The organism is Pseudomonas sp. KH_021 (assembly GCF_057838865.1).
Map to the genome: position 1 here is coordinate 967,562 of NZ_CM174477.1, position 22,085 is coordinate 989,646.

General features: G+C 59.3%; 20 protein-coding genes. 12 read left to right on the top strand and 8 right to left on the bottom strand.

All coding sequences use genetic code 11. The annotated features are described in order from the left end of the window. Positions 1-79: 79 nt before the first annotated feature. Positions 80-1,531, bottom strand: coding sequence for a pyruvate kinase (pyk, locus tag AC3IX4_RS04590; protein WP_489259443.1), 1,452 nt, complete (start codon positions 1,529-1,531; stop codon positions 80-82). A gap of 152 nt (positions 1,532-1,683) precedes the next feature. Between pyk and AC3IX4_RS04595 the strand changes: the two genes are divergently transcribed. The 3 genes from AC3IX4_RS04595 (at position 1,684) to sbcB (ending at position 3,998) form a co-directional block, all read left to right on the top strand. Next, positions 1,684-2,040: a tetratricopeptide repeat protein gene (locus tag AC3IX4_RS04595; RefSeq protein ID WP_489259444.1), complete on the top strand. Its 357-nt coding sequence runs from the start codon at positions 1,684-1,686 to the stop codon at positions 2,038-2,040. Between the two features lie 123 nt (positions 2,041-2,163). Continuing rightward, positions 2,164-2,523 carry a PilZ domain-containing protein gene (locus tag AC3IX4_RS04600; RefSeq protein ID WP_489259445.1) on the top strand — a complete coding sequence of 120 codons (360 nt, stop codon included), beginning with the start codon at positions 2,164-2,166 and terminating at the stop codon, positions 2,521-2,523. Positions 2,524-2,567: 44 nt separating this feature from the next. Continuing rightward, a complete protein-coding gene (gene sbcB, locus AC3IX4_RS04605; protein WP_489259446.1) occupies positions 2,568-3,998 on the top strand; it encodes an exodeoxyribonuclease I in 1,431 nt (476 codons plus the stop codon). Between the two features lie 84 nt (positions 3,999-4,082). Here sbcB and mvaT read toward each other — a convergent pair whose 3' ends face one another. Then, positions 4,083-4,463 (bottom strand): histone-like nucleoid-structuring protein MvaT, encoded by a 381-nt coding sequence (gene mvaT, locus AC3IX4_RS04610; protein ID WP_489259447.1) that lies wholly within the window; start codon positions 4,461-4,463, stop codon positions 4,083-4,085. 341 nt (positions 4,464-4,804) lie between these two features. On the opposite strand from mvaT, the gene purU reads away from it, so the two are divergent. Continuing rightward, positions 4,805-5,656 carry a formyltetrahydrofolate deformylase gene (gene purU / locus AC3IX4_RS04615; RefSeq protein WP_489259448.1) on the top strand — a complete coding sequence of 284 codons (852 nt, stop codon included), beginning with the start codon at positions 4,805-4,807 and terminating at the stop codon, positions 5,654-5,656. Positions 5,657-6,172: 516 nt separating this feature from the next. Here the strand turns inward: purU and gpgF are convergent. Genes gpgF through gpgS form a run of 3 tightly spaced genes read right to left on the bottom strand, consistent with a single transcriptional unit; the run spans position 6,173 to position 9,052 of the window. Then, complete coding sequence (gene gpgF, locus AC3IX4_RS04620) at positions 6,173-7,168, bottom strand: glucosaminyl phosphatidylglycerol flippase (RefSeq protein ID WP_489259449.1); 996 nt, start codon at positions 7,166-7,168, stop codon at positions 6,173-6,175. After that, on the bottom strand, positions 7,165-7,938 hold the full coding sequence (gene gpgD / locus AC3IX4_RS04625) for an N-acetylglucosaminyl phosphatidylglycerol deacetylase (RefSeq protein WP_489259450.1): 774 nt from the start codon (positions 7,936-7,938) through the stop codon (positions 7,165-7,167). Before gpgD ends, gpgF begins: the two co-directional genes overlap by 4 nt. Continuing rightward, positions 7,931-9,052, bottom strand: coding sequence for an N-acetylglucosaminyl phosphatidylglycerol synthase (gene gpgS / locus AC3IX4_RS04630; RefSeq protein WP_489261206.1), 1,122 nt, complete (start codon positions 9,050-9,052; stop codon positions 7,931-7,933). The genes gpgD and gpgS overlap by 8 nt, the downstream gene beginning before the upstream one ends. 171 nt (positions 9,053-9,223) lie before the next feature. On the opposite strand from gpgS, the gene AC3IX4_RS04635 reads away from it, so the two are divergent. After that, the gene (locus AC3IX4_RS04635; protein WP_489259451.1) at positions 9,224-10,705 is read left to right on the top strand and encodes a helicase HerA-like domain-containing protein; all 1,482 of its coding nucleotides are present in this window, start codon (positions 9,224-9,226) and stop codon (positions 10,703-10,705) included. Positions 10,706-10,889: 184 nt separating this feature from the next. On the opposite strand, the gene AC3IX4_RS04640 is transcribed toward AC3IX4_RS04635, so the two are convergent. Next, positions 10,890-12,362 carry an inorganic phosphate transporter gene (locus AC3IX4_RS04640; RefSeq protein ID WP_489259452.1) on the bottom strand — a complete coding sequence of 491 codons (1,473 nt, stop codon included), beginning with the start codon at positions 12,360-12,362 and terminating at the stop codon, positions 10,890-10,892. Positions 12,363-12,712: 350 nt separating this feature from the next. Beyond that, positions 12,713-12,913 (bottom strand): hypothetical protein, encoded by a 201-nt coding sequence (locus AC3IX4_RS04645; protein WP_489259453.1) that lies wholly within the window; start codon positions 12,911-12,913, stop codon positions 12,713-12,715. Between the two features lie 672 nt (positions 12,914-13,585). Between AC3IX4_RS04645 and pcaR the strand changes: the two genes are divergently transcribed. The 7 genes from pcaR (at position 13,586) to pcaC (ending at position 20,536) form a co-directional block, all read left to right on the top strand. Then, positions 13,586-14,428 carry a pca regulon transcriptional regulator PcaR gene (gene pcaR, locus AC3IX4_RS04650; protein WP_489261207.1) on the top strand — a complete coding sequence of 281 codons (843 nt, stop codon included), beginning with the start codon at positions 13,586-13,588 and terminating at the stop codon, positions 14,426-14,428. Between the two features lie 402 nt (positions 14,429-14,830). Beyond that, on the top strand, positions 14,831-15,688 hold the full coding sequence (locus tag AC3IX4_RS04655; RefSeq protein ID WP_489259454.1) for a CoA transferase subunit A: 858 nt from the start codon (positions 14,831-14,833) through the stop codon (positions 15,686-15,688). Next, positions 15,685-16,467, top strand: coding sequence for a CoA-transferase subunit beta (locus AC3IX4_RS04660; RefSeq protein ID WP_489261208.1), 783 nt, complete (start codon positions 15,685-15,687; stop codon positions 16,465-16,467). The genes AC3IX4_RS04655 and AC3IX4_RS04660 overlap by 4 nt, the downstream gene beginning before the upstream one ends. Further along, complete coding sequence (gene pcaF, locus AC3IX4_RS04665; protein ID WP_489259455.1) at positions 16,464-17,669, top strand: 3-oxoadipyl-CoA thiolase; 1,206 nt, start codon at positions 16,464-16,466, stop codon at positions 17,667-17,669. Before AC3IX4_RS04660 ends, pcaF begins: the two co-directional genes overlap by 4 nt. A gap of 300 nt (positions 17,670-17,969) precedes the next feature. After that, on the top strand, positions 17,970-19,334 hold the full coding sequence (locus AC3IX4_RS04670; protein WP_489259456.1) for a 3-carboxy-cis,cis-muconate cycloisomerase: 1,365 nt from the start codon (positions 17,970-17,972) through the stop codon (positions 19,332-19,334). A gap of 10 nt (positions 19,335-19,344) precedes the next feature. Continuing rightward, positions 19,345-20,133, top strand: coding sequence for a 3-oxoadipate enol-lactonase (pcaD, locus tag AC3IX4_RS04675; protein ID WP_489259457.1), 789 nt, complete (start codon positions 19,345-19,347; stop codon positions 20,131-20,133). A 10-nt stretch (positions 20,134-20,143) separates the two neighbouring features. After that, positions 20,144-20,536, top strand: a complete 393-nt coding sequence (gene pcaC / locus AC3IX4_RS04680) for a 4-carboxymuconolactone decarboxylase (protein WP_489259458.1) — start codon at positions 20,144-20,146, stop codon at positions 20,534-20,536. 106 nt (positions 20,537-20,642) lie between these two features. Here pcaC and AC3IX4_RS04685 read toward each other — a convergent pair whose 3' ends face one another. Beyond that, entirely contained in the window at positions 20,643-21,857 is a 1,215-nt protein-coding gene (locus tag AC3IX4_RS04685; protein WP_489261209.1) for an OprD family porin, read from the bottom strand. Positions 21,858-22,085: the final 228 nt, after the last annotated feature.

Below are 22,085 nucleotides of genomic sequence, written 5' to 3' on the forward strand. Positions count from 1 at the left end.
TGGGTGAAGTCCGTGGTGTGGCCATCGCGAGCAAGCTCTGCTCCTACAGGCGATGGCCGCGCCGCGGTATTACGCTAAATCAGACCAGCGGATCGCCCACGTGCAGGATCTTCATGCCGTTGGTGCCGCCAATGGTGTGATAGCTGTCACCTTTGGTCAGGATCACCCAGTCGCCTTGCTCGACTACGCCGCGCTTGAGCAACTCGTCTACCGCTGCCTGGCTGACTTTCTCAGGAGGCAATGCAGCCGGGTCGAACGGTACGGTGTAGACGCCACGGAACAAGGCCACGCGGGCCTGGGTTTCGCGGTGCGGCGAAAAAGCGAAGATCGGGATCGAGGAGCGAATGCGCGACATGATCAGCGGGGTGTAGCCGCTTTCGGTCAGTGCAATGATCGCTTTCACGCCCGGGAAGTGGTTGGCGGTGTACATCGCAGCCAGCGCAATGCTCTCGTCACAACGGTTGAACTGAGTGCCCATCCGGTGGCTGGAGGTCTTGCTGGTCGGGTGCTTCTCGGCGCCGACGCAGATGCGCGCCATGGCCTGGACCGCTTCGATCGGGTAGGAGCCAGCAGCACTTTCGGCCGACAGCATGACCGCATCGGTGTAGTCGAGCACGGCGTTGGCCACGTCGGACACTTCAGCGCGAGTCGGCATCGGGTTCTGGATCATCGACTCCATCATCTGGGTCGCGGTGATCACAGCCTTGTTGTGGCGGCGTGCATGCAGAATGATTTTTTTCTGGATGCCTACCAGCTCCGCGTCGCCGATTTCCACGCCCAGGTCGCCACGAGCAACCATGACCGCATCACTGGCGCGAATCAGGCCGTCGAGGGTTTCATCGTCCGCGACCGCTTCGGCGCGTTCGATCTTGGCCACCAGCCAAGCGGTGCCGCCGGCTTCGTCGCGCAGGCGACGGGCGTATTCCATGTCGGCGGCATCGCGAGGGAAGGAGACGGCCAGGTAGTCCAGGTCCATCTCGGCAGCCAGCTTGATGTCGGCCTTGTCTTTTTCGGTCAATGCCGGTGCGGTCAGGCCGCCACCACGGCGGTTGATGCCTTTGTGGTCCGACAGCGGGCCACCGATCAGGACCGAGCAGTGCAGGGAATCAGCGGTCGCGGTTTCGACGCGCATGACCACGCGACCGTCGTCGAGCAGCAGTTCGTCGCCCACGCCACAGTCTTTGACCAGGTCTGGGTAGTCGATGCCGACGATGGACTGGTTGCCATCGGTCAGCGGGTGGGCGGTCGAGAACGTGAAGCTGTCGCCCACCTGAAGTTCGATACGCTTGTTGGCGAACTTGGCGATACGAATTTTCGGGCCTTGCAGGTCACCGAGCAGCGCGACATGGCGGCCGTGTTTGGCGGCGGTGTCGCGGATCAGCTTGGCGCGGGCCTTATGCTCATCGGGCGTGCCGTGGGAAAAGTTCAGACGGGCAACATCCAGGCCGGCCAGGATCAGTTGTTCGAGAACTTCCGGCGAGTTGCTGGCTGGGCCAAGCGTGGCGACAATTTTGGTACGGCGAACGGTCATGCACAGACTCCTTTAGTGAAGCGCAGCCAAAGGCTACTCCTCAATCTTGCTGTAGTCATTGTTGCCGTTCACTACTTTTGTCAGGGCCATTTGTCGGCCGCCTTCAGATTCTCAAGGCCAGGCCGATACGCTGCCAAGCACAGGAGATGTTCATGCGAGCCTTGATTCTCATAGCCCTGGCGACCAGTGTCGTCGGCTGTACCCGGTGGTCGATGGACCACCATCTGAACAACGCTTACCGGGCGTACGATCGGGGCAATTGCGAGCGCGTGATGCTGGAGCTGTCCGAAGTCGATCGCGCCAGCCGCTCGCGGCGTTTCATCCAGCCGGAAGTCTCGATGCTGCGGGGGCAGTGCCTTGAGCGTCAGAAGCTGTACCTGGACGCGGCCCAGACCTATCACTTCATACTCAACCAGTATCCTTCCAGCGAGTACGCCTATCGGGCTCGGGCTCGGCTGCAGACCCTGGAGCAACTGGGCCATGCCGCGGCGAGCCAGTCTGCCCTTTGATGAGTAATAAAGAAGCACGTCAGATTGTGACTGTCGAGCCACATTGGGCTAGTCTTGATGTAGAGAACCATCATCAAGGTACTAGTGCGACCATACTCAATGGTCTTCGACAGTGAAATCAGCATGTTTACCGAGCGTCGCATCGAGCGTCACCAGCTCCCTTATTATCTTAAGGTGTTCAACCGCCATACTGATCAACCCATCGGCTATCTGGGCAATGTCTCAGAGTCCGGGTTGATGCTGATCAGTTCGCTGCCCTTGCTGGTGGGGCCGGACTTCGAACTCCAATTGAAGGTGCCAGGCCGCGATGGCGTGGTCCATCTGATCAACCTGACCGCCAGTTGCCTGTGGTGTCACGAAGATCAAACCCCTGGCCATTACGATTCTGGCTTCATGCTCCTGCAAGCCCCGCATGAGTACGAGCTCCTGGTCAGTGCGTTGCGCAACTATTTCAGTTTCTATCCGTTGAATGCCTCGGCCTGACCCTTGCGCTAGACTTCCCTGAATTTGATTCAAGGACAGCCCCCGTGAGTTCCAGCCTTTTCTGGTATGACTACGAAACCACCGGTATTGACCCGCGCCGCGACCGCCCGTTGCAGGTGGCGGGCATTCGCACCGACCTGGACCTCAATGAGATAGAGGCCCCCATCAACCTCTACAGCAAGCTCAGCGACGATATCCTGCCGCACCCTGCCGCTTGCCTGATCACCGGCATTACGCCTGCGCGACTGGCCGAGCAGGGGCTGGATGAGGCGCATTTCATGGCTCGGGTGCATGCCGAGCTGTCCAGGCCCGGTACCTGCGGCGTGGGCTATAACACCTTGCGTTTCGACGACGAAGTCACGCGTTATAGCCTGTATCGAAACTTTTTCGACCCTTATGCGCGGGAATGGCAGGGTGGTAATAGTCGCTGGGACCTCATTGATGTGGTGCGCGCGGCTTATGCGCTACGCCCAGACGGCATTATTTGGCCTCAAGTGGAGGGGCGCACCAGTCTGAAGTTGGAGCTATTGACCGCGGCTAACGGCATCGATCATGGCCAGGCACACGATGCATTGTCGGATGTCAGGGCAACCATTGGACTTGCACGTTTGATTCGGCAGCGACAGCCGCGATTGTATGACTGGTTATTTCAAATGCGCAGTAAACAAAAGGTGACGGAACACATCCGATTGTTGCAGCCCTTGATACATATTTCCGGGCGCTTTTCCGCCGAGCGTCATTATTTGGGCGTTGTCTTGCCACTGGCCTGGCACCCTCATAATCGAAATGCATTGATTGTCTGCGACCTTCATCTGGACCCTAAGCCGTTGCTCGAAGAACCGGCCGAGGAATTGCGCAAGCGTTTATACCGGCGTCGCGAGGAATTTGCCGAGGGTGAATTAGCGGTGCCGCTCAAGTTGATTCATATCAATCGGTGCCCGGTAGTGGCGCCGTTGAACGTGTTGCGCGCAGAAGATCAACAACGTTTGGGAGTGTCGCTGGATGATTACTTGACGCAGGCCAGGCGGCTTATTGACATGCAACCCTGCTGGCAAGAAAAACTGGCCAGTATTTATGCTGGGGAAGAGTTTGCGCCTACGCAAGACCCGGAACAGCAGTTGTATTCAGGTTTTCTCGGAGAGCGCGATCGGCGTTTATGCGAGCAGGTCCGCACTGTGCACCCGGATCAATGGGCGGGTTCACAATGGATGTTCGATGATGAGCGTTTACCGGAACTTTTGTTTCGTTACCGCGCCCGCAACTTCGCCGACACCTTGAATAGCGAAGAACAGCAACGCTGGCGCCAGTTCTGTCAGCAGCGCCTGACGCAGCCCGAGTACGGAGCGCCCAATACACTGGCCCAATTCGACCAGGCGTTGCAGGAGCAGGCTGTCAGTGCTGGCCCTGCACAGCAGCAACTGTTGCAGCAATGGCGGTTGTATGCGCAAGGCCTTGCGACACGTCTTGAAATCTAAGGCCGTCTTGAAGGTGTAATAAAAAACGCCAGCAGTGCTGGCGTTTTTTATGGCAGGCATTGCCCTTTTCAGGGCGCGGGCAATTTAGCCCAGCAGAGTTGCCCAACCTTCAACCACATCGCCGCCCCACTTGGCTTTCCATTCTTTCAGGGTCTTGTGGTTGCCGCCTTTGGTTTCGATGACTTCACCATTGTGCGGGTTCTTGTATTGTTTAACCTTGCGCGCGCGCTTGGTGCCGGTGGTTTTCACGGCGCCGCCACGGGGAGCCTTGTTAACTTTGGCTTCTGGGTCCAGCAGCGCGATGATGTCACGCAGCGACTTGGAGTATTCGCCCATCAGGGTGCGCAGTTTGCCTTCGAATTCCAGCTCGGTTTGCAGTTTGTCGTCTTGCGACAGGTTCTTCAGGCGTGCTTGCAGTTCTTTGATAGCTTCTTCGGTGGCGCGATATTCGTTGATCAACGACATGGGCATGACCTTATCTTGAAAGGGGGGAAAGGGAGACAGTGGGGGCAATAATAGTCAGACGGTTTGTTCAAGTAAACATTAAATAGTGCAGCAGGACAAATTACTTTAAATTTAACTACACCCGGAGTCGCCTGAATTAGATATAACGCCAAGGCTTCGATTCTCGCTGCGTTGTTGCTGCCTGTCGCTTGGGTACACACTCCCGCTTGGGCCTGGGCACGTTACAACCCAATGCCGCGCCGGTTCCCCTGCCAGTCGGCGTCTACTGTGCACGGAATACTGCAGATTCGTCCGGCAGTCGCTAGAATGGCGGCCTTTGCGAAGTTCTTGGAGTTTCCTACATGCGCACCTATCGGCTGGTGATTGCCTGCCCTGACCGCGTTGGCATCGTTGCCAAAGTCAGTAATTTCCTGGCTTCCTACAATGGTTGGATTACCGAAGCGAGCCATCACTCTGATGATTTGAGCGGATGGTTCTTCATGCGTCACGAAATCCGTGCCGATACCTTGCCGTTTGGCATCGAGGCGTTTCGTGAGGCCTTTGCGCCCATTGCCAAAGAGTTTTCGATGGTGTGGCACATCACCGACACCGACCAGAAAAAACGCGTGGTATTGATGGCCAGCCGTGAATCCCACTGCTTGGCGGACTTGCTACATCGCTGGCACAGCGACGAACTCGATTGCGAGATCGCCTGTGTTATTTCCAACCATGACGACCTGCGCAGTATGGTCGAGTGGCATGGCATCCCGTACTTCCACGTACCGGTCAATCCTCAGGACAAACAGCCTGCCTTTACCGAGGTCTCGCGCTTGGTCAAGGAACACCAGGCCGATGTGGTGGTGCTGGCGCGCTACATGCAAATTCTGCCGCCACAGCTGTGCCAGGAATACGCAGGTAAGGTGATCAATATCCATCACAGCTTTCTGCCGTCGTTCGTGGGTGCCAAACCCTATCACCAGGCCTCGCTGCGCGGCGTCAAGTTGATTGGCGCGACCTGCCATTACGTCACTGAAGAGCTGGATGCTGGCCCTATCATCGAGCAAGACGTAGTGCGTGTCAGTCACAGCGACAGCATCGAAGACATGGTGCGCTTCGGCCGTGACGTGGAGAAGATGGTGCTGGCCCGTGGCCTGCGTTATCACCTGGAAGACCGCGTCCTGGTTCACGGCAACAAGACGGTGGTCTTCAACTGATGTTTCTGGCCGGGCTTGCCGGCGATGGCATCCCCGCGGTGTATCTGGCAAACCGCGGTGCGTTCATCGCGGCTAAAGCCAGCTCCTACCTCGGCCGGTGATGCACCCTGTAGGAGCACGGCTTGCCGGCGATGGCATCCCCGCGGTGTATCTGGCAAACCGCGGTGTGTGTCCATCGCGGCTAAAGCCAGCTCCTACCTCGGCCGGCGATGGCATCCCCGCGGTGTATCTGGCAAACCGCGGTGCGTTCATCGCGGCTAAAGCCAGCTCCTACCTCGGCCGGTGATGCACCCTGTAGGAGCACGGCTTGCCGGCGATGGCATCCCCGCGGTGTATCTGGCAAACCGCGGTGCGTTCATCGCGGCTAAAGCCAGCTCCTACCTCGGCCGGTGATGCACCCTGTAGGAGCACGGCTTGCCGGCGATGGCATCCCCTCGGTGTATCTGGCAAGCCGCGGTGTGTCCATCGCGGTGGTCCGGCACACCGGTAAAGCCGGCTCCTACATGGACCTTGCGTTCAGGCCTGCTTGAGTTTCCTCAGCTTGTGCAGCAGCGGGCGCCCCAGCATTGCCAGAAACACGGGCCCGCCCGCAATCAGATAGAAGTAGTAGGTCACTGCCCGCCAGATCACAATGGCCGCGGCCGCCGTGGACTTGCCAACCATCGGTGCCAAGAGCGCCGCCGAGGTCAACTCGGCGGCGCCTGCCCCGCCTGGCAGCAAACTCAACTGGCCTGCACTTAGCGACAGCATCTGGATCAGAAAGCTGTAGCCCCATTGCAGATCGGCGCCCAGGCCCCTGAGCGCCAGGTACAGCACGCTGTAGCGCAATCCCCAATGCAGGCAGGTCAGGGCAAATACTTTCAACAGCACCCGCCTGGGTAATGTGCACGTATCGCCAAAGGCTTGCAGAAAGTGCAGCAGCTTGCGTGCCCAGTGTCGGCGAGTCCGAGCCGACACCTTGCATCTTCGTAGCAGCCGCCCGTTGAAGCGAATCAAACGCCGGTGCAGGCGTATCATCACTAGGCACAAGACCACCCCTGCGCCCATGACCAGGGCACTGCTGAGCAACAGGGATTCCTGGCTGCGACTGAAATTGTGCAGCAGCGCGTAGATCAGAATGCCGACCACTGCGCAGAGGAAAAACACCAGGTCACTGAATTGGTCCATCGCATACACGGCGCTGCTGCGCGCGGGGCGTACACCCAGCCGTCCCAGCAGAGCCATCAGCGTCAGTGGACCGCCACTGCCACCTGGGGTGGCGCAAATGGCGAACTCGGTCGACATCACCACGGCGAGACTGCGCAAGTACCCCAGTCGATCGACCTGTTCCCCCAGCAATAGACGCAGGCGCAGGGCGTTGATCATCCAGCAGAAGACAATCATGCCGAGCATGATCACCAAGAGATAAACAGGAAAGCGCTGTAGGCGCGGCCATAGGTCGCTGCCGCCGATCCATAAGGGAATCAGGACAGCCGCCAGCAGGGCGACCAGCAACCCGATCAAGCGATTCATGCGCCGGCCTGGCTTGCCATCCAGGCGGCCTTGGTCATGGGTTCGCGGCCTTGCGCCAAAAGGCGCTGCAACAATTCCAGCCAGTAATCCCGAGAGAAACGATGGCGCATATCGACCGGATGCAGCCCGAGGCGAATCGTCCGGGCCTTGCGCAAGCGTAGTTCCCGGGCGTCGCAGGCCAGCCTGGACACCCCGCGTCGCCAGGCACTACGAGCGCTCCAGACAAGTCCGGGAGCAGGCACGGGGCTGAAGTCGGGAAGCCGAAACAGCGTTTGCGGGGCGCTGGTATAGGCCAGTGGCAGACTGCTCAAGGCCTCTCGGGTGCCTTGGCTCATCAGCCAGGCAGGCGCGACAAAACCGTGCAGTGGCCAGCCAAAGTGTTCGAACAAAGCGATTCCGGCTTGCAATCGCGCCATCGCCTGATCACGGTTCAAGTCATAAAACTCGCCCTCCCAGGTGTAGATCCGACGCATGAAATATTCGCGAGGCGAGCGGGGAGCCGGGCTTTCGTCGGCGTGGCTATAACCATGCAGTGCCAGTTCATCGCCTCGGGCCAGGCGCTTTTCCAGGATTCTGCGAAACGGGGCATTGCCGTCCAGGGCGTTATGGCGATGAAAGTCCGGCACCACCAGCAGTGTCATCGGGACCGAGCCGATGGCATCCACAGCCTCGACGAAGGGCTGGTAATCGGCCCATGTTTGCGGCGTGACATCGTGCAACACCAACAGCAGGCTGGGCTGTTGGAATTCGTTGCAGGCGTTGTCAGGCATGGGCGTGCAGCACCAGGCTGCTACCCAGCACCGCCCGATAATGGGCCAGCAGGCCATTGACCACGGTATCCCAGGCATAGTGCTGTTCAGCGTGCAGGCGCGCCGACTGGCCGAGCTTGACCGGATCGCCCTCGAACAACTGGCAGACCGTGCGGGCCATGGCCAGGGCGTCGTTAGGTGTACAGAGCACGCCGCAGTCCGGTTGAACGATTTCGTTGAACGCGCCAGCAGCAACGGCCACCACAGGGATGCCGCTGGCCATGGCCTCGAGAATGACCAGCCCAAAAGTCTCCTGGTCTCCAGCGTGGACCAGCGCATCGGCGCTGGCCATCAGGCGGGCGACTACCTGGGGCGGGCAGAAGTGATCGATCACCGTGACATTGTCCGGGGTGCCGGCGGGCATGTGTGAACCCACCAACAGCAGGTGGTAATGCATACCCAGGCGCTTCATGCAGCCAAGCAGGATGGGCAGGTTTTTTTCCCTCGAGCCACGGCCGGCGAAGATCAGCAGATGGGTGTCATCACTGATGCCCAATTGCTGCTTCAGGCACGGTTCGCGCAGGCTTGGGTTGAAGGTGGCCAGGTCGACGCCCAGGCGTTGCACATGGACATTGCGGATACCCAGGCTGCGCAGCTTGTCAGCCATTACTTGGCTGGGGGCCAGCACGCGGTCGAAATTGCCATAGAGCTTGCTGACATAAGCCTCGACATTGGGGGTAAACCAGTTACCCATGCGGTTGCTGACCAAAAGCGGTAGGTCGGAGTGATAAAAGCCAATGACCGGCACGTCCAGTTGCCGTCGTGCATCGAGTGCGGCCCACGCCGTCAGATAGGGGTCGCCGACCTCGATCAGGTCCGGTTGCAGGTCGTGCAGTACATTACGCCAAGGGGCCAGGCGCAGTGGAAAACGGTAGCCGTTGCCGAAAGGCAGGGCGGGGGCAGGCACTTCGTAAATTCCGTTTTGCCGGGTCAAGTTGGCGCCGGGGATGAGCAAGCTGTGGCGTACACCCGGATGCAGGCCCAGGCGGCGGTGTTTGGCATCAAGATAGGTACGCACGCCGCCACTGGCTGGGGCGTAGAACATGGTGATGTCAGCGATGTGCACGATCAGCATCCCTCCGGGGTCGTCATCCATAAGGTTGACCTCTATGAAGAATAGTTGTTCGATCGCTTAGTGGTACGCCACGCGTTCGGGTCAATAAATCGTGGGCAACGGCGTGTTGTGTCCGCTAAGGTTCTAGAGTCCGTTTGCATCAACTAATGGTATGCACGAAAGGGCAAAAAAATGTCTGATTCCACACAACTATTATTGGGGGCGGACCTGCAGGGTCAGCCTGTTGCTCAGGATTGGCGCCTGGCCAACCGTCATGGCTTGATTGCCGGCGCGACCGGGACCGGCAAGACGGTGACCTTGCAGCACATGGCCGAAGCCTTCAGCGATGCCGGAGTGGCGGTGTTTGCCGCGGACATCAAGGGTGACCTGTGTGGCTTGGGAGCAGTGGGTAATCCACAGGGCAAGGTCGCCGAGCGGATTGCCGGCATGCCCTGGTTGAATCATCGACCTCAGGCTTATCCGGTCACGCTGTGGGATATCAATGGCGTCAGTGGCCACCCGCTGCGCACCACCATCAGTGAAATGGGGCCGCTGTTGCTGGGCAGTTTGTTGGAACTGACCGACAGCCAGCAGGCAGCTTTATATGCAGTCTTCAAGGTGGCGGACCGCGAAGGCTTGTTGCTGCTGGATCTCAAGGACCTCAAGGCGCTGCTCAACCACCTCAAGGACAATCCGCAATGGTTGGGTGAGGACAGCGCCCTGATGACCACCGGTTCCAGCCAGGCGTTGTTGCGCCGGCTGGCGACCCTGGAGCAGCAGGGTGCCGAGGCGCTGTTCGGAGAGCCGGCACTGCAGCTTGAAGATATTCTCCAGCCGACCGCCCAGGGGCAAGGACGCATTCACCTGCTTGATGCCAGTCGCCTGGTGCATGAAGCGCCTAAGGTGTATGCGACGTTCCTGTTGTGGCTGCTGGCGGAGTTGTTCGAGCAATTGCCAGAGCGGGGCGATGCGGACAAGCCGTTGCTGGCGCTGTTCTTCGATGAAGCCCATTTGCTGTTTGCCGGTACACCCAGGGCCTTGCAGGAGCGCCTGGAGCAAGTGGTGCGTTTGATTCGCTCCAAGGGCGTGGGGGTGTATTTCGTGACCCAGTCGCCGACCGACCTACCGGATGATGTTCTGGCTCAGTTGGGCTTGCGAGTACAGCATGGGCTGCGAGCGTTCACCGCCAAGGAGCAGAAGTCCCTCAAGGCGGTGGCCGATGGCTTTCGCCCGAATCCGGCTTTTGATTCGTTGGCCGTACTGACCGAGTTGGGAATAGGTGAAGCACTGGTTGGAACGCTACAGGACAAGGGTACGCCAGCGATGGTCCAGCGCGTACTGATCGCCCCGCCGCAATCACGCATCGGGCCTTTGAGCGAGGCCGAGCGCAAGGCCTTGATCGCGCAATCGCCGCTGCTCGGGCGTTATGACCAGGCAGTGGATCGCGAGTCGGCCTATGAAATGCTGGCTGCCCGCAAGGCTGTGGCTCCTGAAGAGCAGCCAGAACAGCCCGTGCCGGCCGAAGAGAGCTTTGGCGATAAGGCCGGGGAGTTTCTGGGTGGCATCGCGGGGCAGGCATTGAAGTCGGCTATGCGCCAAGCGGCTAACCAGATCGGGCGCAATTTGGTGCGGGGATTGATGGGGTCGTTGCTGGGAGGGAGCAAGCGGCGATGAGCGCGCTGCGGTTTGCCTGATGGATTACGCGGTGTTCATTGCAGGCAAGCTTCAGTGTAGGAGCCAGCCTTGGCTGCGATGGCTACACCGCGGAGCATCAGGCAAACCGCGTCGCGTTCATCGCGGCTAAAGCCTGCTCCTACACATGTCGGAGCAGGCTTTACGATGGACGCGATGCGGGCATTTAACCTAGCGCTTTGGTCGCTAGCCAGAACAGCCCGGCTGCCAGACCCATGGAAGCAGGCAGGGTCAACACCCAGGCCAGCAGGATGGTCCTGACGGTACCGCCTTGCAGGCCGCTCTTGTTCGCGACCATGGTGCCGGCTACACCCGAGGACAACACATGGGTGGTGGAAACCGGCAGGCTGAACACGTTGGCCATGCCGATGGCGCAGGCGGCGGTGATTTGTGCCGACATGCCCTGGGCGTAGGTCATGCCTTGCTTGCCAATTTTTTCACCGATGGTCAGTACCACGCGCTTCCAGCCGACCATGGTGCCGATGCCCAGTGCCAGGGCGACCGCGAGAATCACCCAGAACGGTGCATATTCAGTGGTGGCGGTCAGATCCTTGCGCAACTTCTCAAGGTCAGCCTTTTCACGTGGCTGAAGGCCCGGCAACTTGCCGACTTTCTTGGCAGTGTCGTCCAGGCAGAGCAGGTAGCGACGCACTTCGATGCGCTTTTCAGGCGTCAGCGTATGGTAGTCAGCCACACCATTGAGTGTGCCCAGCAAGGCTTTGATAGTCGGCTCGGTTTGCTGCGGGTTGCAGCTGAACTGCTCTGGAAGATCGCCCTCGCGCGCCTTGCCCAGGGCCAGGAATTCGCCCAGCGTATCGCTGTTGCGTTCGTAGAACTGGCTCAGGTGCAAGGTGGCATCGCGGGTGCGTTCGATCTGGTAGGTCGTGCTGTTCAGGTCCAGAACAAATTGGGCAGGCACGATACCAATCAGTACCAGCATGATCAGGCCGATGCCTTTCTGGCCATCGTTGGAACCGTGAACGAAGCTCACGCCCATGGCCGAAATCACCAACACCAGGCGGTTCCAGAAGGGAGGGTGCTTTTTATCGTCCAGCTCGCGGCGCTGCTCCGGGGTCTTGTGCATCTTGGACAGCGGACGCCACCATTTAAGCCCCAGCAATAACAGGGCAGCCACGGCAAAACCGGCCATCGGCGACACGACCAGTGAGGCGGCGATATCAATTGCCTTCTGCCAGTTGACGCCATCGCCCAGGGGGATGTCGCTGAGCAGCGCATTGGCAAGGCCCACACCCAGGATCGACCCGATCAGCGTGTGCGAACTGGAGGCGGGAATACCGAAATACCAGGTACCCAGGTTCCAAGTGATCGCGGCTGCCAATAGAGAGAAGACCATTGCCAGGCCATGCCCGGTGTTCACATTGATCAACAGTTCGACCGGCAGCAGGTGAACAATGGCGTACGCCACGCCAACCCCTCCGAGCAACACGCCAAGAAAGTTGAACACACCGGAGAAGAACACAGCCAGGTGTGGCGGCATCGCTTTGGTATAGATGACAGTCGCTACCGCGTTAGCGGTGTCATGAAAGCCGTTGATGAACTCGAAGGTGAGGACAAAGGCCAGGGCGAGCAGGAGGCTCACAAGAACCCAAGCGTCGAGCCCGCTGAATAAATCGATCATGAAGGTTTTCTGACCCGGTCATAAGGGGCGGCGATTATGCCAGAAATCACTTCTAATCAATGCACTAGCTGCCGATTGGTTACACCTCGATCGGAGGGGAATGAGGAGCAGCGGGTAGAGGGAAATCCCGCTAAATTTCCGAAAAATCTGAGTATTTTGCAGCGAACGCCCAAGAAAAAAGCGTTCCAACGTGTGAAAGAATTATTTCAAACGGTTGTATGAAATTTGTGTAATTGAGTAACCGGGTATTTTCATGGAGCGGGCGAATTGTCCGATCAGACAAAAAAATACCCTCTTCGGTTCACTGCCGAATGCACAAAATTGCACAGCGCTAATGCCACATTGCCATCTCAGGGGTGTTCGGGCTTGAGCTCCTTTTCCATTTTTTCCAGTTCCTGGGCAAAGTTCTGGTCATGGACGGTCGCCCGTTTGCGCCAGGGTTTGCGTTCAGGATCGGGTTGGGCGGCATAGGTGGTGACTTCGCCACCGTAAACTTCCTTGAAGCGTTGTTCCTGGCGCTCAAGTTCGGCGCGCAGTTCTTCTTTTGTCACATTCTTACCTTTATAGAGTTGGAGTCCATCTGGTGAATACGTGCACCCGACCATCACAGCATGTTCAGCCAGTAAATCAATCGGCGAGCAGAACAATGAGGTTAAGAAAGCACGGCCACGGCACCAGACAACAATAGCTGTCGTAGCAACAGACTGCCTGCGCTAGCTGCAAGGGGCAACGAGTATTGCCCGGGGTATCGAGCCTGCGCCTGAATGTGCACTGCCAATGTGCAGCACCCAGTATGAGAACACGCCATCAATGATAGAACGTTCGTCAATGTGTTCGATTATAGCCGGTTAACGCGATAACACTATCGCGCATCATAAACATGATGCAACTTTCGTTTAGAGGATTTGTTTCAAGCGAGTGTTGTGCCAACTCGCGAGGGCGAGCAACGCTCCCTTGAGTCTGCCTTGCCGAAAAAGGGTTTGGCCAGGATTGAGCCGGACATAGAAAAAAACGGCCTCGCTTCGTGGGCAAGGCCGTGCCTGGGACTTCTTCGGTGGGTACCTGACCAAGATCTCCAAGAAGCCACATAGTGGCAGTGGAAAGGTATAAGCAACGCGGCAAATGGTCAATTGCGATTATCGGTCGTTGGTTCGATAATCGGACTCGGATGTGTGTTTTTGAGGTGAGTCATGAGTCAAGATCAACGCCCTGGCGGCCCGGGTTTGAATGACCAGTTGCGCAATTCCTTCACGTCGTTGGCGCCTCCGATCGTCGCCTCGCCGGCCAAGCGTATTCAGGCGTTTACCGGCGACCCGGACTTTATGACCTCGCTGGCGCGGGGGCTGGCAGTGGTTCAGGCGTTCCAGGAGCGCAAACGCCACCTGACCATTGCCCAGATCAGCCATCGCACGGAAATCCCTCGCGCCGCCGTGCGGCGTTGCCTGCATACCCTGATCAAGCTGGGCTACGCGACCACCGATGGTCGAACCTACTCTTTATTGCCCAAGGTGCTGACGCTGGGGCATGCCTATCTGTCGTCCACGCCGCTGGCGGTGTCTGCGCAGCCGTACCTGGACCGCATGAGCGAGCAGTTGCATGAGGCGTGCAACATGGCGACCCTGGAAGGCGATGACATCCTTTATATAGCGCGCTCAGCGACCACCCAGCGATTGATCTCCGTTGACCTGTCGGTCGGCGGTCGTCTGCCGGCCTATTGCACGTCGATGGGCCGTATTCTATTGGCGGCATTGGACGATGCGACGCTTGAGGAATACCTGGATCACGCCGACCTGCAGCCCAAGACCAGTCGCACGATCATCGACGCTGGCGCATTGCTTGAGTGCCTGCAGTTGGTTCGTCAACAAGGCTTTTCAGTCGTCGATCAGGAGCTTGAGCAAGGGCTGCGCTCTATTGCTGTCCCGGTTTATGACGCTTCAGGCCAGGTGCTGGCGGCGCTTAATGTCAGTACTCACGCGGGCAGGGTCAGCCGTAGCGAACTTGAGCAGCGTTTTTTACCGATCATGCTGACCGCCAGCCGAGACCTGAGCGCGCAACTATTCGCGTGATCCGATAGGTACGTTCCTGTTCGAAAAGCCCTGTGGGAGCGGGCTCTTCCGGATTGCCGGACCACCGCGAACAAAGACAACGCGTAGTAACTGAAAAATCGCGGGGGCATTCATTCGCTGTGGTCCGGCAATCCGGCAAAGCCAACTCCCACAAAAGCCGTCTACGGGATTCCCGTCAACCATCTCCCACCAGGGTTGTGTCGTTCAAGGTCTTAACTGATCGGCGTTAGGTCATGGCCTTTTTCTCAGGTGATTGTTCAATGACATTTGGTTCGATAATCGAACAGATAGTCGATTATCGGATTGTGCGGCAGGGGGGCCAGGCTTAATCTGGTTTCAATTCGGCGCCGCCCGAGCGTCTCTCACCCCCTGTAATCGGCGCAGTGAACAAAGGAGTCTCCCATGGCTGAAATCCTCTCGCTCCACGATGCAGTGAAGCAATTCATCAACGACGGCGATGCTGTCGCGCTCGAAGGCTTCACGCATTTGATCCCGACTGCTGCCGGTCATGAAATCATTCGTCAGGGCAAGAAGGACCTTACGCTTGTGCGCATGACCCCTGACCTGATCTACGACCAGTTGATCGGGGCCGGTTGCGCCAAGAAGCTGATTTTCTCCTGGGGCGGTAACCCAGGCGTTGGCTCGCTGCACCGCCTGCGTGATGCCGTGGAAAAGCAATGGCCGCACGCGATGGAAATCGAAGAGCACAGCCATGCGGACCTGGCCAACGCCTACGTTGCCGGTGCTTCGGGCCTGCCGTTCGCGGTGCTGCGCGCCTACGCAGGCTCCGACCTGCCCAAGGTCAACCCGCTGATCAAGACCGTGACCTGCCCATTCACCGGTGAAGTGCTGGCCGCCGTGCCCTCGGTTCGCCCGGACGTCACCGTGATCCACGCCCAGAAAGCCGACCGCAAGGGCAACGTATTGCTCTGGGGCATTCTCGGTGTGCAAAAAGAAGCTGCGCTGGCTGCCAAGCGCTGCATCGTGACTGTCGAAGAGATCGTCGACGACCTGCAGGCCCCGATGAACGCCTGCGTGCTGCCAACCTGGGCGCTGTCGGCGGTCTGCCTGGTTCCCGGTGGTGCGCATCCTTCTTACGCCCATGGTTACTCCGAGCGCGACAACCGGTTCTACCAAGCCTGGGACCCGATTGCCCGTAGCCGTGAAACCTTCAGTGCGTGGATCGACGAGTACATTCTTGGCACCCGCGACTTCAACGAATTCAGGGCGAAACTGGCCAGCGCTTCGGAGGCTAAATAATGACTTACTCCACCAATGAAATGATGACCGTGGCGGCCGCCCGCCGCCTGAAGAACGGCTCGGTCTGCTTCGTCGGTATCGGCCTGCCGTCCAAGGCGGCCAACCTGGCCCGCCTGACGTCTTCGCCTGATGTGGTGTTGATCTACGAATCTGGCCCGATTGGCGCCAAGCCGAGCGTACTGCCGCTGTCCATTGGTGACGGCGAACTGGCTGAAACCGCGGACACCGTAGTGCCGACCGGCGAAATCTTCCGCTACTGGCTGCAAGGCGGTCGCATCGACGTGGGCTTCCTGGGGGCTGCCCAGGTGGACCGCTTCGGCAACATCAACACCACCGTGGTGGGCGACTACCACAACCCTAAAGTCCGTCTGCCGGGTGCCGGTGGCGCGCCTGAGATTGCCGGCTCCGCCAAGAGCGTGCTGATCATCCTCAAGCAGTCCAACCGTGCGTTTGTCGACAAGCTGGACTTCATCACCTCTGTCGGCCACGGCGAAGGCGGCGATTCGCGCAAGCGTCTGGGCCTGCCGGGTGCTGGCCCGATCGGCATCATCACCGATCTGTGCATCATGGAGCCGGAAGCCGAAACCAACGAGTTTGTGGTGACGTCCATCCACCCAGGCGTAACGCGTGAACAGATCGTCGCCGCTACCGGCTGGGCTATTCGCTTTGCTGACAACGTCGTTGAAACCGCCGAGCCGACCGAAGTGGAACTGGTCGCCCTGCGCGATCTGGAAGCCCGCACGGCGGCAGCCCACGGCCAGGCACCAGGAGAAGCATGATGCGTGAAGTATTCATCTGCGATGCAATTCGCACCCCGATTGGCCGGTTTGGTGGCGGTTTGTCCACTGTTCGTGCCGACGATTTGGCCGCAGCCCCGATCAAGGCGCTGATCGAGCGCAACCCCTCGGTGCGTTGGGAAGAGGTGGACGAGGTCTTCCTGGGCTGCGCCAACCAGGCCGGCGAAGACAACCGCAACGTCGCTCGCATGGCGCTATTGTTGGCTGGTCTGCCGGACACAGTGCCGGGCGTGACCCTCAACCGTCTTTGCGCCTCGGGCATGGATGCGGTGGGTACGGCCTTCCGTGCCATTGCCAGTGGCGAGATGGAGCTGGCCATTGCCGGTGGTGTCGAGTCGATGTCCCGTGCTCCGTTTGTCATGGGCAAGGCTGATGCTGCGTTTTCCCGCAACATGAAGCTGGAAGACACCACTATCGGCTGGCGTTTCATCAACCCGTTGATGAAGGCACAGTACGGTGTGGATGCCATGCCGCAAACCGCTGATAACGTGGCCGACGACTACAAGATCTCCCGCGAAGACCAGGACGCATTTGCCCTGCGCAGTCAGCAGAAGACGGCTGCCGCTCAGGCAGCAGGCTTCTTCGCTGAAGAAATCGTGCCGGTGCGCATCGCTCATAAAAAGGGCGAAACCGTGGTGTCCCAGGACGAGCATCCGCGTGCTGACACCAGCCTGGAAGCCCTGGCCAAGCTCAAGCCGGTCAATGGCCCGGACAAAACGGTCACCGCAGGCAATGCTTCGGGCGTTAACGACGGTGCCGCCGCGCTGATTCTGGCGTCGGCCGAAGCCGTCAAGAAGCATGGCCTGACCGCGCGTGCCCGTGTGCTTGGCATGGCCAGCGCCGGTGTAGCCCCGCGTGTGATGGGCATCGGCCCGGTCCCTGCGGTGCGCAAACTGACCGAACGCCTGGGCGTTGCCGTCAGCGATTTCGATGTGATCGAGCTCAACGAAGCGTTCGCCAGCCAAGGCTTGGCCGTGATGCGTGAGCTGGGCCTGGCTGACGATGCCCCGCAAGTGAACCCCAACGGCGGTGCTATCGCCCTGGGTCACCCGCTGGGCATGAGCGGCGCACGTCTGATCCTGACTGCGCTGCACCAGTTGGAAAAAACCGGTGGCAAAAAAGGTCTGGCGACCATGTGTGTAGGTGTCGGCCAAGGCCTGGCACTGGCCATCGAGCGCGTATGACCTCTCAAGGCCCGGTTTTCCGGGCCTTGACGTTAAATCCATTGCCCGAAATACAGGCAGCCTCCACGCGGGCGGTCGGTGTCTCGGGTTTTGGGCCGTGGAACGGGATTGTTTCTGAGTGTGTCTAGACTCTGATAAGTCCTCAGGAGTGAAGCAACTATGATCTCTACATCATGGGTGATGATGGCCATCGCGTTCCTGTTCAGCTTGCGGTTTCCGAAGCAGGCTGCCTATCTGCAAAACGATTATTGATCCGTTCGGGCACGTCGGCAGCGGCGCGCCATTCAAAAGGATGTTTTCATGAGTCAGAGACCGGGCAACCAGTTGTTCGATGCCTACTTTACGGCCCGTAGCATGCGTGAAGTGTTTTGCGACCATGGCCGGGTTCAGGGCATGCTCGATTTCGAAGCGGCACTGGCACGGGCCGAGGCCAGGGTAGGGGTGATCCCTGCTGAAGCCGTGGCGCCTATTGCGGCTGCCTGCAAGGCGCAGCTATATGACTTTGCTGCACTGGGCGAAGCTATCGCCACGGCAGGCAATTCGGCCATTCCCATGGCCAAGGCCCTGGGGCGGGAAATTGCTCGCAATAACCCTGAGGCTGAGCGCTACGTGCATCTGGGTGCTACCAGCCAGGATGCGATGGACACAGGCCTGGTGTTGCAATTGCGTGCTGCGCTGGCCTTGATTGAGGCAGATCTGGCGCGCCTCGGTGATGCCTTGGCCAAACAGGCCCAGCACCATGCCGACACCCCCATGGCCGGTCGCACGTGGCTGCAGCATGCAACGCCGGTGACCCTGGGCATGAAAATCGCCGGCTGGCTGGGCGCCGTCACACGCAGTCGCCAGCGTTTGCGTGAGCTTGCACCGCGCTTGTTGACGCTGCAGTTTGGTGGCGCATCCGGCACCTTGGCGGCCTTGGGCGACAAGGCTTTTGCGGTGGCCGAGGCCCTGTCTGAAGAACTGGATTTGAGCTTGCCTGAGCAGCCATGGCACACCCAGCGTGATCGCCTGGTCGAATTCGGCTCGGTGCTGGGCCTGATCGCTGGCAGCCTGGGCAAGATGGGGCGCGATGTCAGCCTGTTGATGCAGACCGAGGCGGGTGAGCTATTTGAGCCTGCAGCCCCGGGCAAGGGCGGGTCCTCGACTATGCCCCACAAGCGTAACCCGGTCGGCGCTGCCGTATTGATCGGCACCGCAACCCAGGTCCCGGGCTTGGTGGCCACGTTGTTCAGTGCCATGCCCCAGGAGCACGAGCGCAGCCTGGGTCTGTGGCACGCCGAATGGGAAACCCTGCCGCAGATTTGCTGCCTGGTGTCCGGTGCCTTGCAGCAAGCCGTGTTGATTGCCGAGGGCATGGAAGTGGATGCCGCCCGCATGCGCCGAAATCTGGAACTGACCCAGGGGCTGGTGCTGGCCGAGGCGGTCAGCATTGTCCTGGCGCAACGGCTGGGCCGCGATGCCGCCCACCATTTGTTGGAAACCTGCTGTAAACGCGCGGTGGCCGAACAGCGCCATCTGCGGGCGGTATTGGGCGACGAGCCCAAGGTGACCGCCGAACTTTCGGCAGACGAGCTGGATCGTCTGCTCGACCCCGCCCATTACCTCGGCCAGGCCACCACCTGGGTCGAGCGTGCTGTGGCAGAACATACCCGTTTGAGTGCCTGAGGAGATTGCTGTGGGACGTGTACAACTGCCTGATGGCGAACTGAATTACCAAATTGACGGCCCGGAAAACGCGCCGGTATTGGTGCTGTCCAACTCGCTGGGCACCGATCTGCACATGTGGGATACCCAGATCCCGGCCTTTGCCGAACATTTCCGGGTGGTGCGCTACGACACCCGCGGCCATGGCCAATCGCTGGTGACGCCTGGGCCTTACAGCATCGAGCAACTGGGCCACGACGTACTGGCGTTGCTGGACGCATTGCAGATCGAACGCGCGCATTTTTGCGGCCTGTCGATGGGCGGCCTGATTGGCCAGTGGCTGGGGATCAACGCTGGCGAACGACTGAATCGGCTGATCGTCTGCAATACGGCGGCCAAGATCGCCAACCCGGACGTTTGGAACCCACGCATTGAGATGGTGCTGCGTGACCGTCAAGAAGCCATGATCGGCCTGCGTGATGCTTCGATCGCCCGCTGGTTCACCCCTGATTACGCCGCCGCGCATCCTGACCAGGCCAAGCGCATTACCGACATGCTGGCGACCACCTCGCCTGAAGGCTATGCCGCCAACTGTGGGGCCGTGCGCGATGCAGATTTCCGTGAGCAGCTGGGTGCTGTAAAAGCGCCGACCCTAGTGATTTCCGGTTCCGAAGATGCGGTCACGCCGCCGTCGGGCGGGCTGTTCATTAAAGAGCACATCGCAGGGGCTGAATACGCCGAGTTCCATGCGGCGCACCTGTCCAACGTTGAAGTCGGCCAGCCGTTCAGCGATCGCGTCATCACATTCTTGAAGGCTTGAGGATTCGTTCGTGGACGAGAAAGAACGTTACGCAGAAGGCATGAAGGTTCGCCGCGCCGTGCTGGGCGAGGCCCATGTCGACCGTAGTCTGAAGAACTTGACCGATTTCAACGGTGAGTTCCAGGAGATGATCACCCGCCACGCCTGGGGTGATATCTGGACTCGTCCGGGGCTGCCACGGCATACCCGCAGCCTGATCACGATTGCCATGTTGATCGGCATGAACCGCAACGATGAGCTCAAACTGCATCTTCGCGCCGCCGCCAACAACGGCGTGACCCGTGATGAAATCAAGGAAGTGCTGATGCAGAGCGCGATCTATTGTGGCATTCCGGCGGCCAACGCCACCTTCCACCTGGCAGAGTCGGTGTGGGATGAGCTGGGCGTCGAGTCGCGCAGTTGACCTCTTGTAGGAGCCGAGCTTGCTCGCGATAGTATCTCCGCGATCTAGTAGACAGATCGCGTCGTCTGCATCGCCAGCAAGCTGGGCTCCTACATTGTTAAGCGCGTTACAGGATGTTGATTGGGTAACTGATGATCAGCCGGTTCTCGTCGAACTCGTTAGTGCTGTAGTCGCGACGGATGCTGGAATTGCGCAGCTTCATCGACAGGCTTTTCAGCGCACCTGACTGCAGCACATAGGCCAGTTCCGTTTCGCGCACCCATTCCTTGCCATCGGTGATCACGCCGGTGTGCACGTCACTGCCGCTGATATAGCGGTTCATCAAGGTCAGACCCGGCACACCCAGCCCTGCAAAGTTGAAGTCATGGCGCACTTGCCAGGACTTCTCCTTGGCGTTGTCGAAGCTTGAGTTGTAACTGTCGTTCGCCAGGGTGCCACCGCTGGTGCCGTTGACGCGCATCCAGGCGCTGTCGCCGGTGATTTTCTGCAGGCCGACATAGAAGGTGTTGCTGCCATATTTGGCCGACAGCAGCGCCGAGGCGGTCTTGTTATCCAGATCCCCTGCCAATTCACTGCCATCCTCTTTGCCAATGAAATAACCCAGGTTGGCGCCTAGTGTCCAAGCGCCCAAGGGCTGGCTGTGGACCAAATTGATGTACTGCTGGTTGTAGATGTCCTTGAGCTCGGCATTCCACAAGCCAACCATCGTGCGCTTTTCGTTGAAGGTGTATTCGCCACCGACAAAGTTGAAACGATCGGAGGTAAAGGCCGCTTTGCCGTTCATGGACATCTCTTCCATGCTCGCATCATTGCGTGGGCTGTTAGCGTGGAACTGGCCGCCATACAGGGTCAGGCCGTCGATTTCTTGCGAGGTGAGCTGGCCGCCGCGAAAGGTTTGCGGCAGCGAACGACCATCGTCGGAGCGCAAGATCGGCAGCACTGGCATCCATTCGCCGACTTTCAATTCAGTCTTGGAGATCTTGGCCTTCAAGGCGACGCCCAGTCGGCCGAAATCATCGGCCGGGCGCCCGCCATCATGGATTGGCAACAGTTGAGTGCCGCCGGTACCGCGTCCGCTATCAAGCTTGAGCGAGTAAAGCCCGAGCACATCGACCCCGAAACCCACCGGACCCTGAGTGAACCCTGAACGGGCATCGAGAATGAAACTCTGCGTCCATTCTTCCGCCTTGCCTTGAGGATAAGACGGGTTAGTGAAATTGCGGTTGATGTAGAAATTTCGCAAGTTCAGACCGACCTTAGCGTCTTCGACAAAGCCCGCTGCAAAGCTCGGCAGGCTCAGGCCGGCGAGTGCCAGGGCCATCAGGTAGGGAAGGGTGGGGCGCAGGACGCATGAGTGCATACGGGTAACCTGTTGTTATTGGTTTAGGTCGGGATGGGCATCGCCGTAGCGAGTGGAGCCGATGGTGCTGGCTTGGGAGGGGTGAATCAATTCGTCCTGGGTGGATTTGTGCGATAAACGAACACTAACTGACTGGTTAATTCATTTTGAGAGGGGGTTTTGAAGCGCAAAAAGCATCGCGGGCAAGCC

Coding starts and splice junctions, on each gene's coding strand:
- pyk (WP_489259443.1), bottom strand. CDS start 1,531: ATGACCGTTCGCCGTACCAAAATTGTCGCCACGCTTGGCCCAGCCAGC.
- AC3IX4_RS04595 (WP_489259444.1), top strand. CDS start 1,684: ATGCGAGCCTTGATTCTCATAGCCCTGGCGACCAGTGTCGTCGGCTGT.
- AC3IX4_RS04600 (WP_489259445.1), top strand. CDS start 2,164: ATGTTTACCGAGCGTCGCATCGAGCGTCACCAGCTCCCTTATTATCTT.
- mvaT (WP_489259447.1), bottom strand. CDS start 4,463: ATGTCGTTGATCAACGAATATCGCGCCACCGAAGAAGCTATCAAAGAA.
- purU (WP_489259448.1), top strand. CDS start 4,805: ATGCGCACCTATCGGCTGGTGATTGCCTGCCCTGACCGCGTTGGCATC.
- gpgF (WP_489259449.1), bottom strand. CDS start 7,168: ATGAATCGCTTGATCGGGTTGCTGGTCGCCCTGCTGGCGGCTGTCCTG.
- gpgD (WP_489259450.1), bottom strand. CDS start 7,938: ATGCCTGACAACGCCTGCAACGAATTCCAACAGCCCAGCCTGCTGTTG.
- gpgS (WP_489261206.1), bottom strand. CDS start 9,052: ATGCTGATCGTGCACATCGCTGACATCACCATGTTCTACGCCCCAGCC.
- AC3IX4_RS04635 (WP_489259451.1), top strand. CDS start 9,224: ATGTCTGATTCCACACAACTATTATTGGGGGCGGACCTGCAGGGTCAG.
- AC3IX4_RS04640 (WP_489259452.1), bottom strand. CDS start 12,362: ATGATCGATTTATTCAGCGGGCTCGACGCTTGGGTTCTTGTGAGCCTC.
- AC3IX4_RS04655 (WP_489259454.1), top strand. CDS start 14,831: ATGGCTGAAATCCTCTCGCTCCACGATGCAGTGAAGCAATTCATCAAC.
- pcaF (WP_489259455.1), top strand. CDS start 16,464: ATGATGCGTGAAGTATTCATCTGCGATGCAATTCGCACCCCGATTGGC.
- AC3IX4_RS04670 (WP_489259456.1), top strand. CDS start 17,970: ATGAGTCAGAGACCGGGCAACCAGTTGTTCGATGCCTACTTTACGGCC.
- AC3IX4_RS04685 (WP_489261209.1), bottom strand. CDS start 21,857: ATGGCCCTGGCACTCGCCGGCCTGAGCCTGCCGAGCTTTGCAGCGGGC.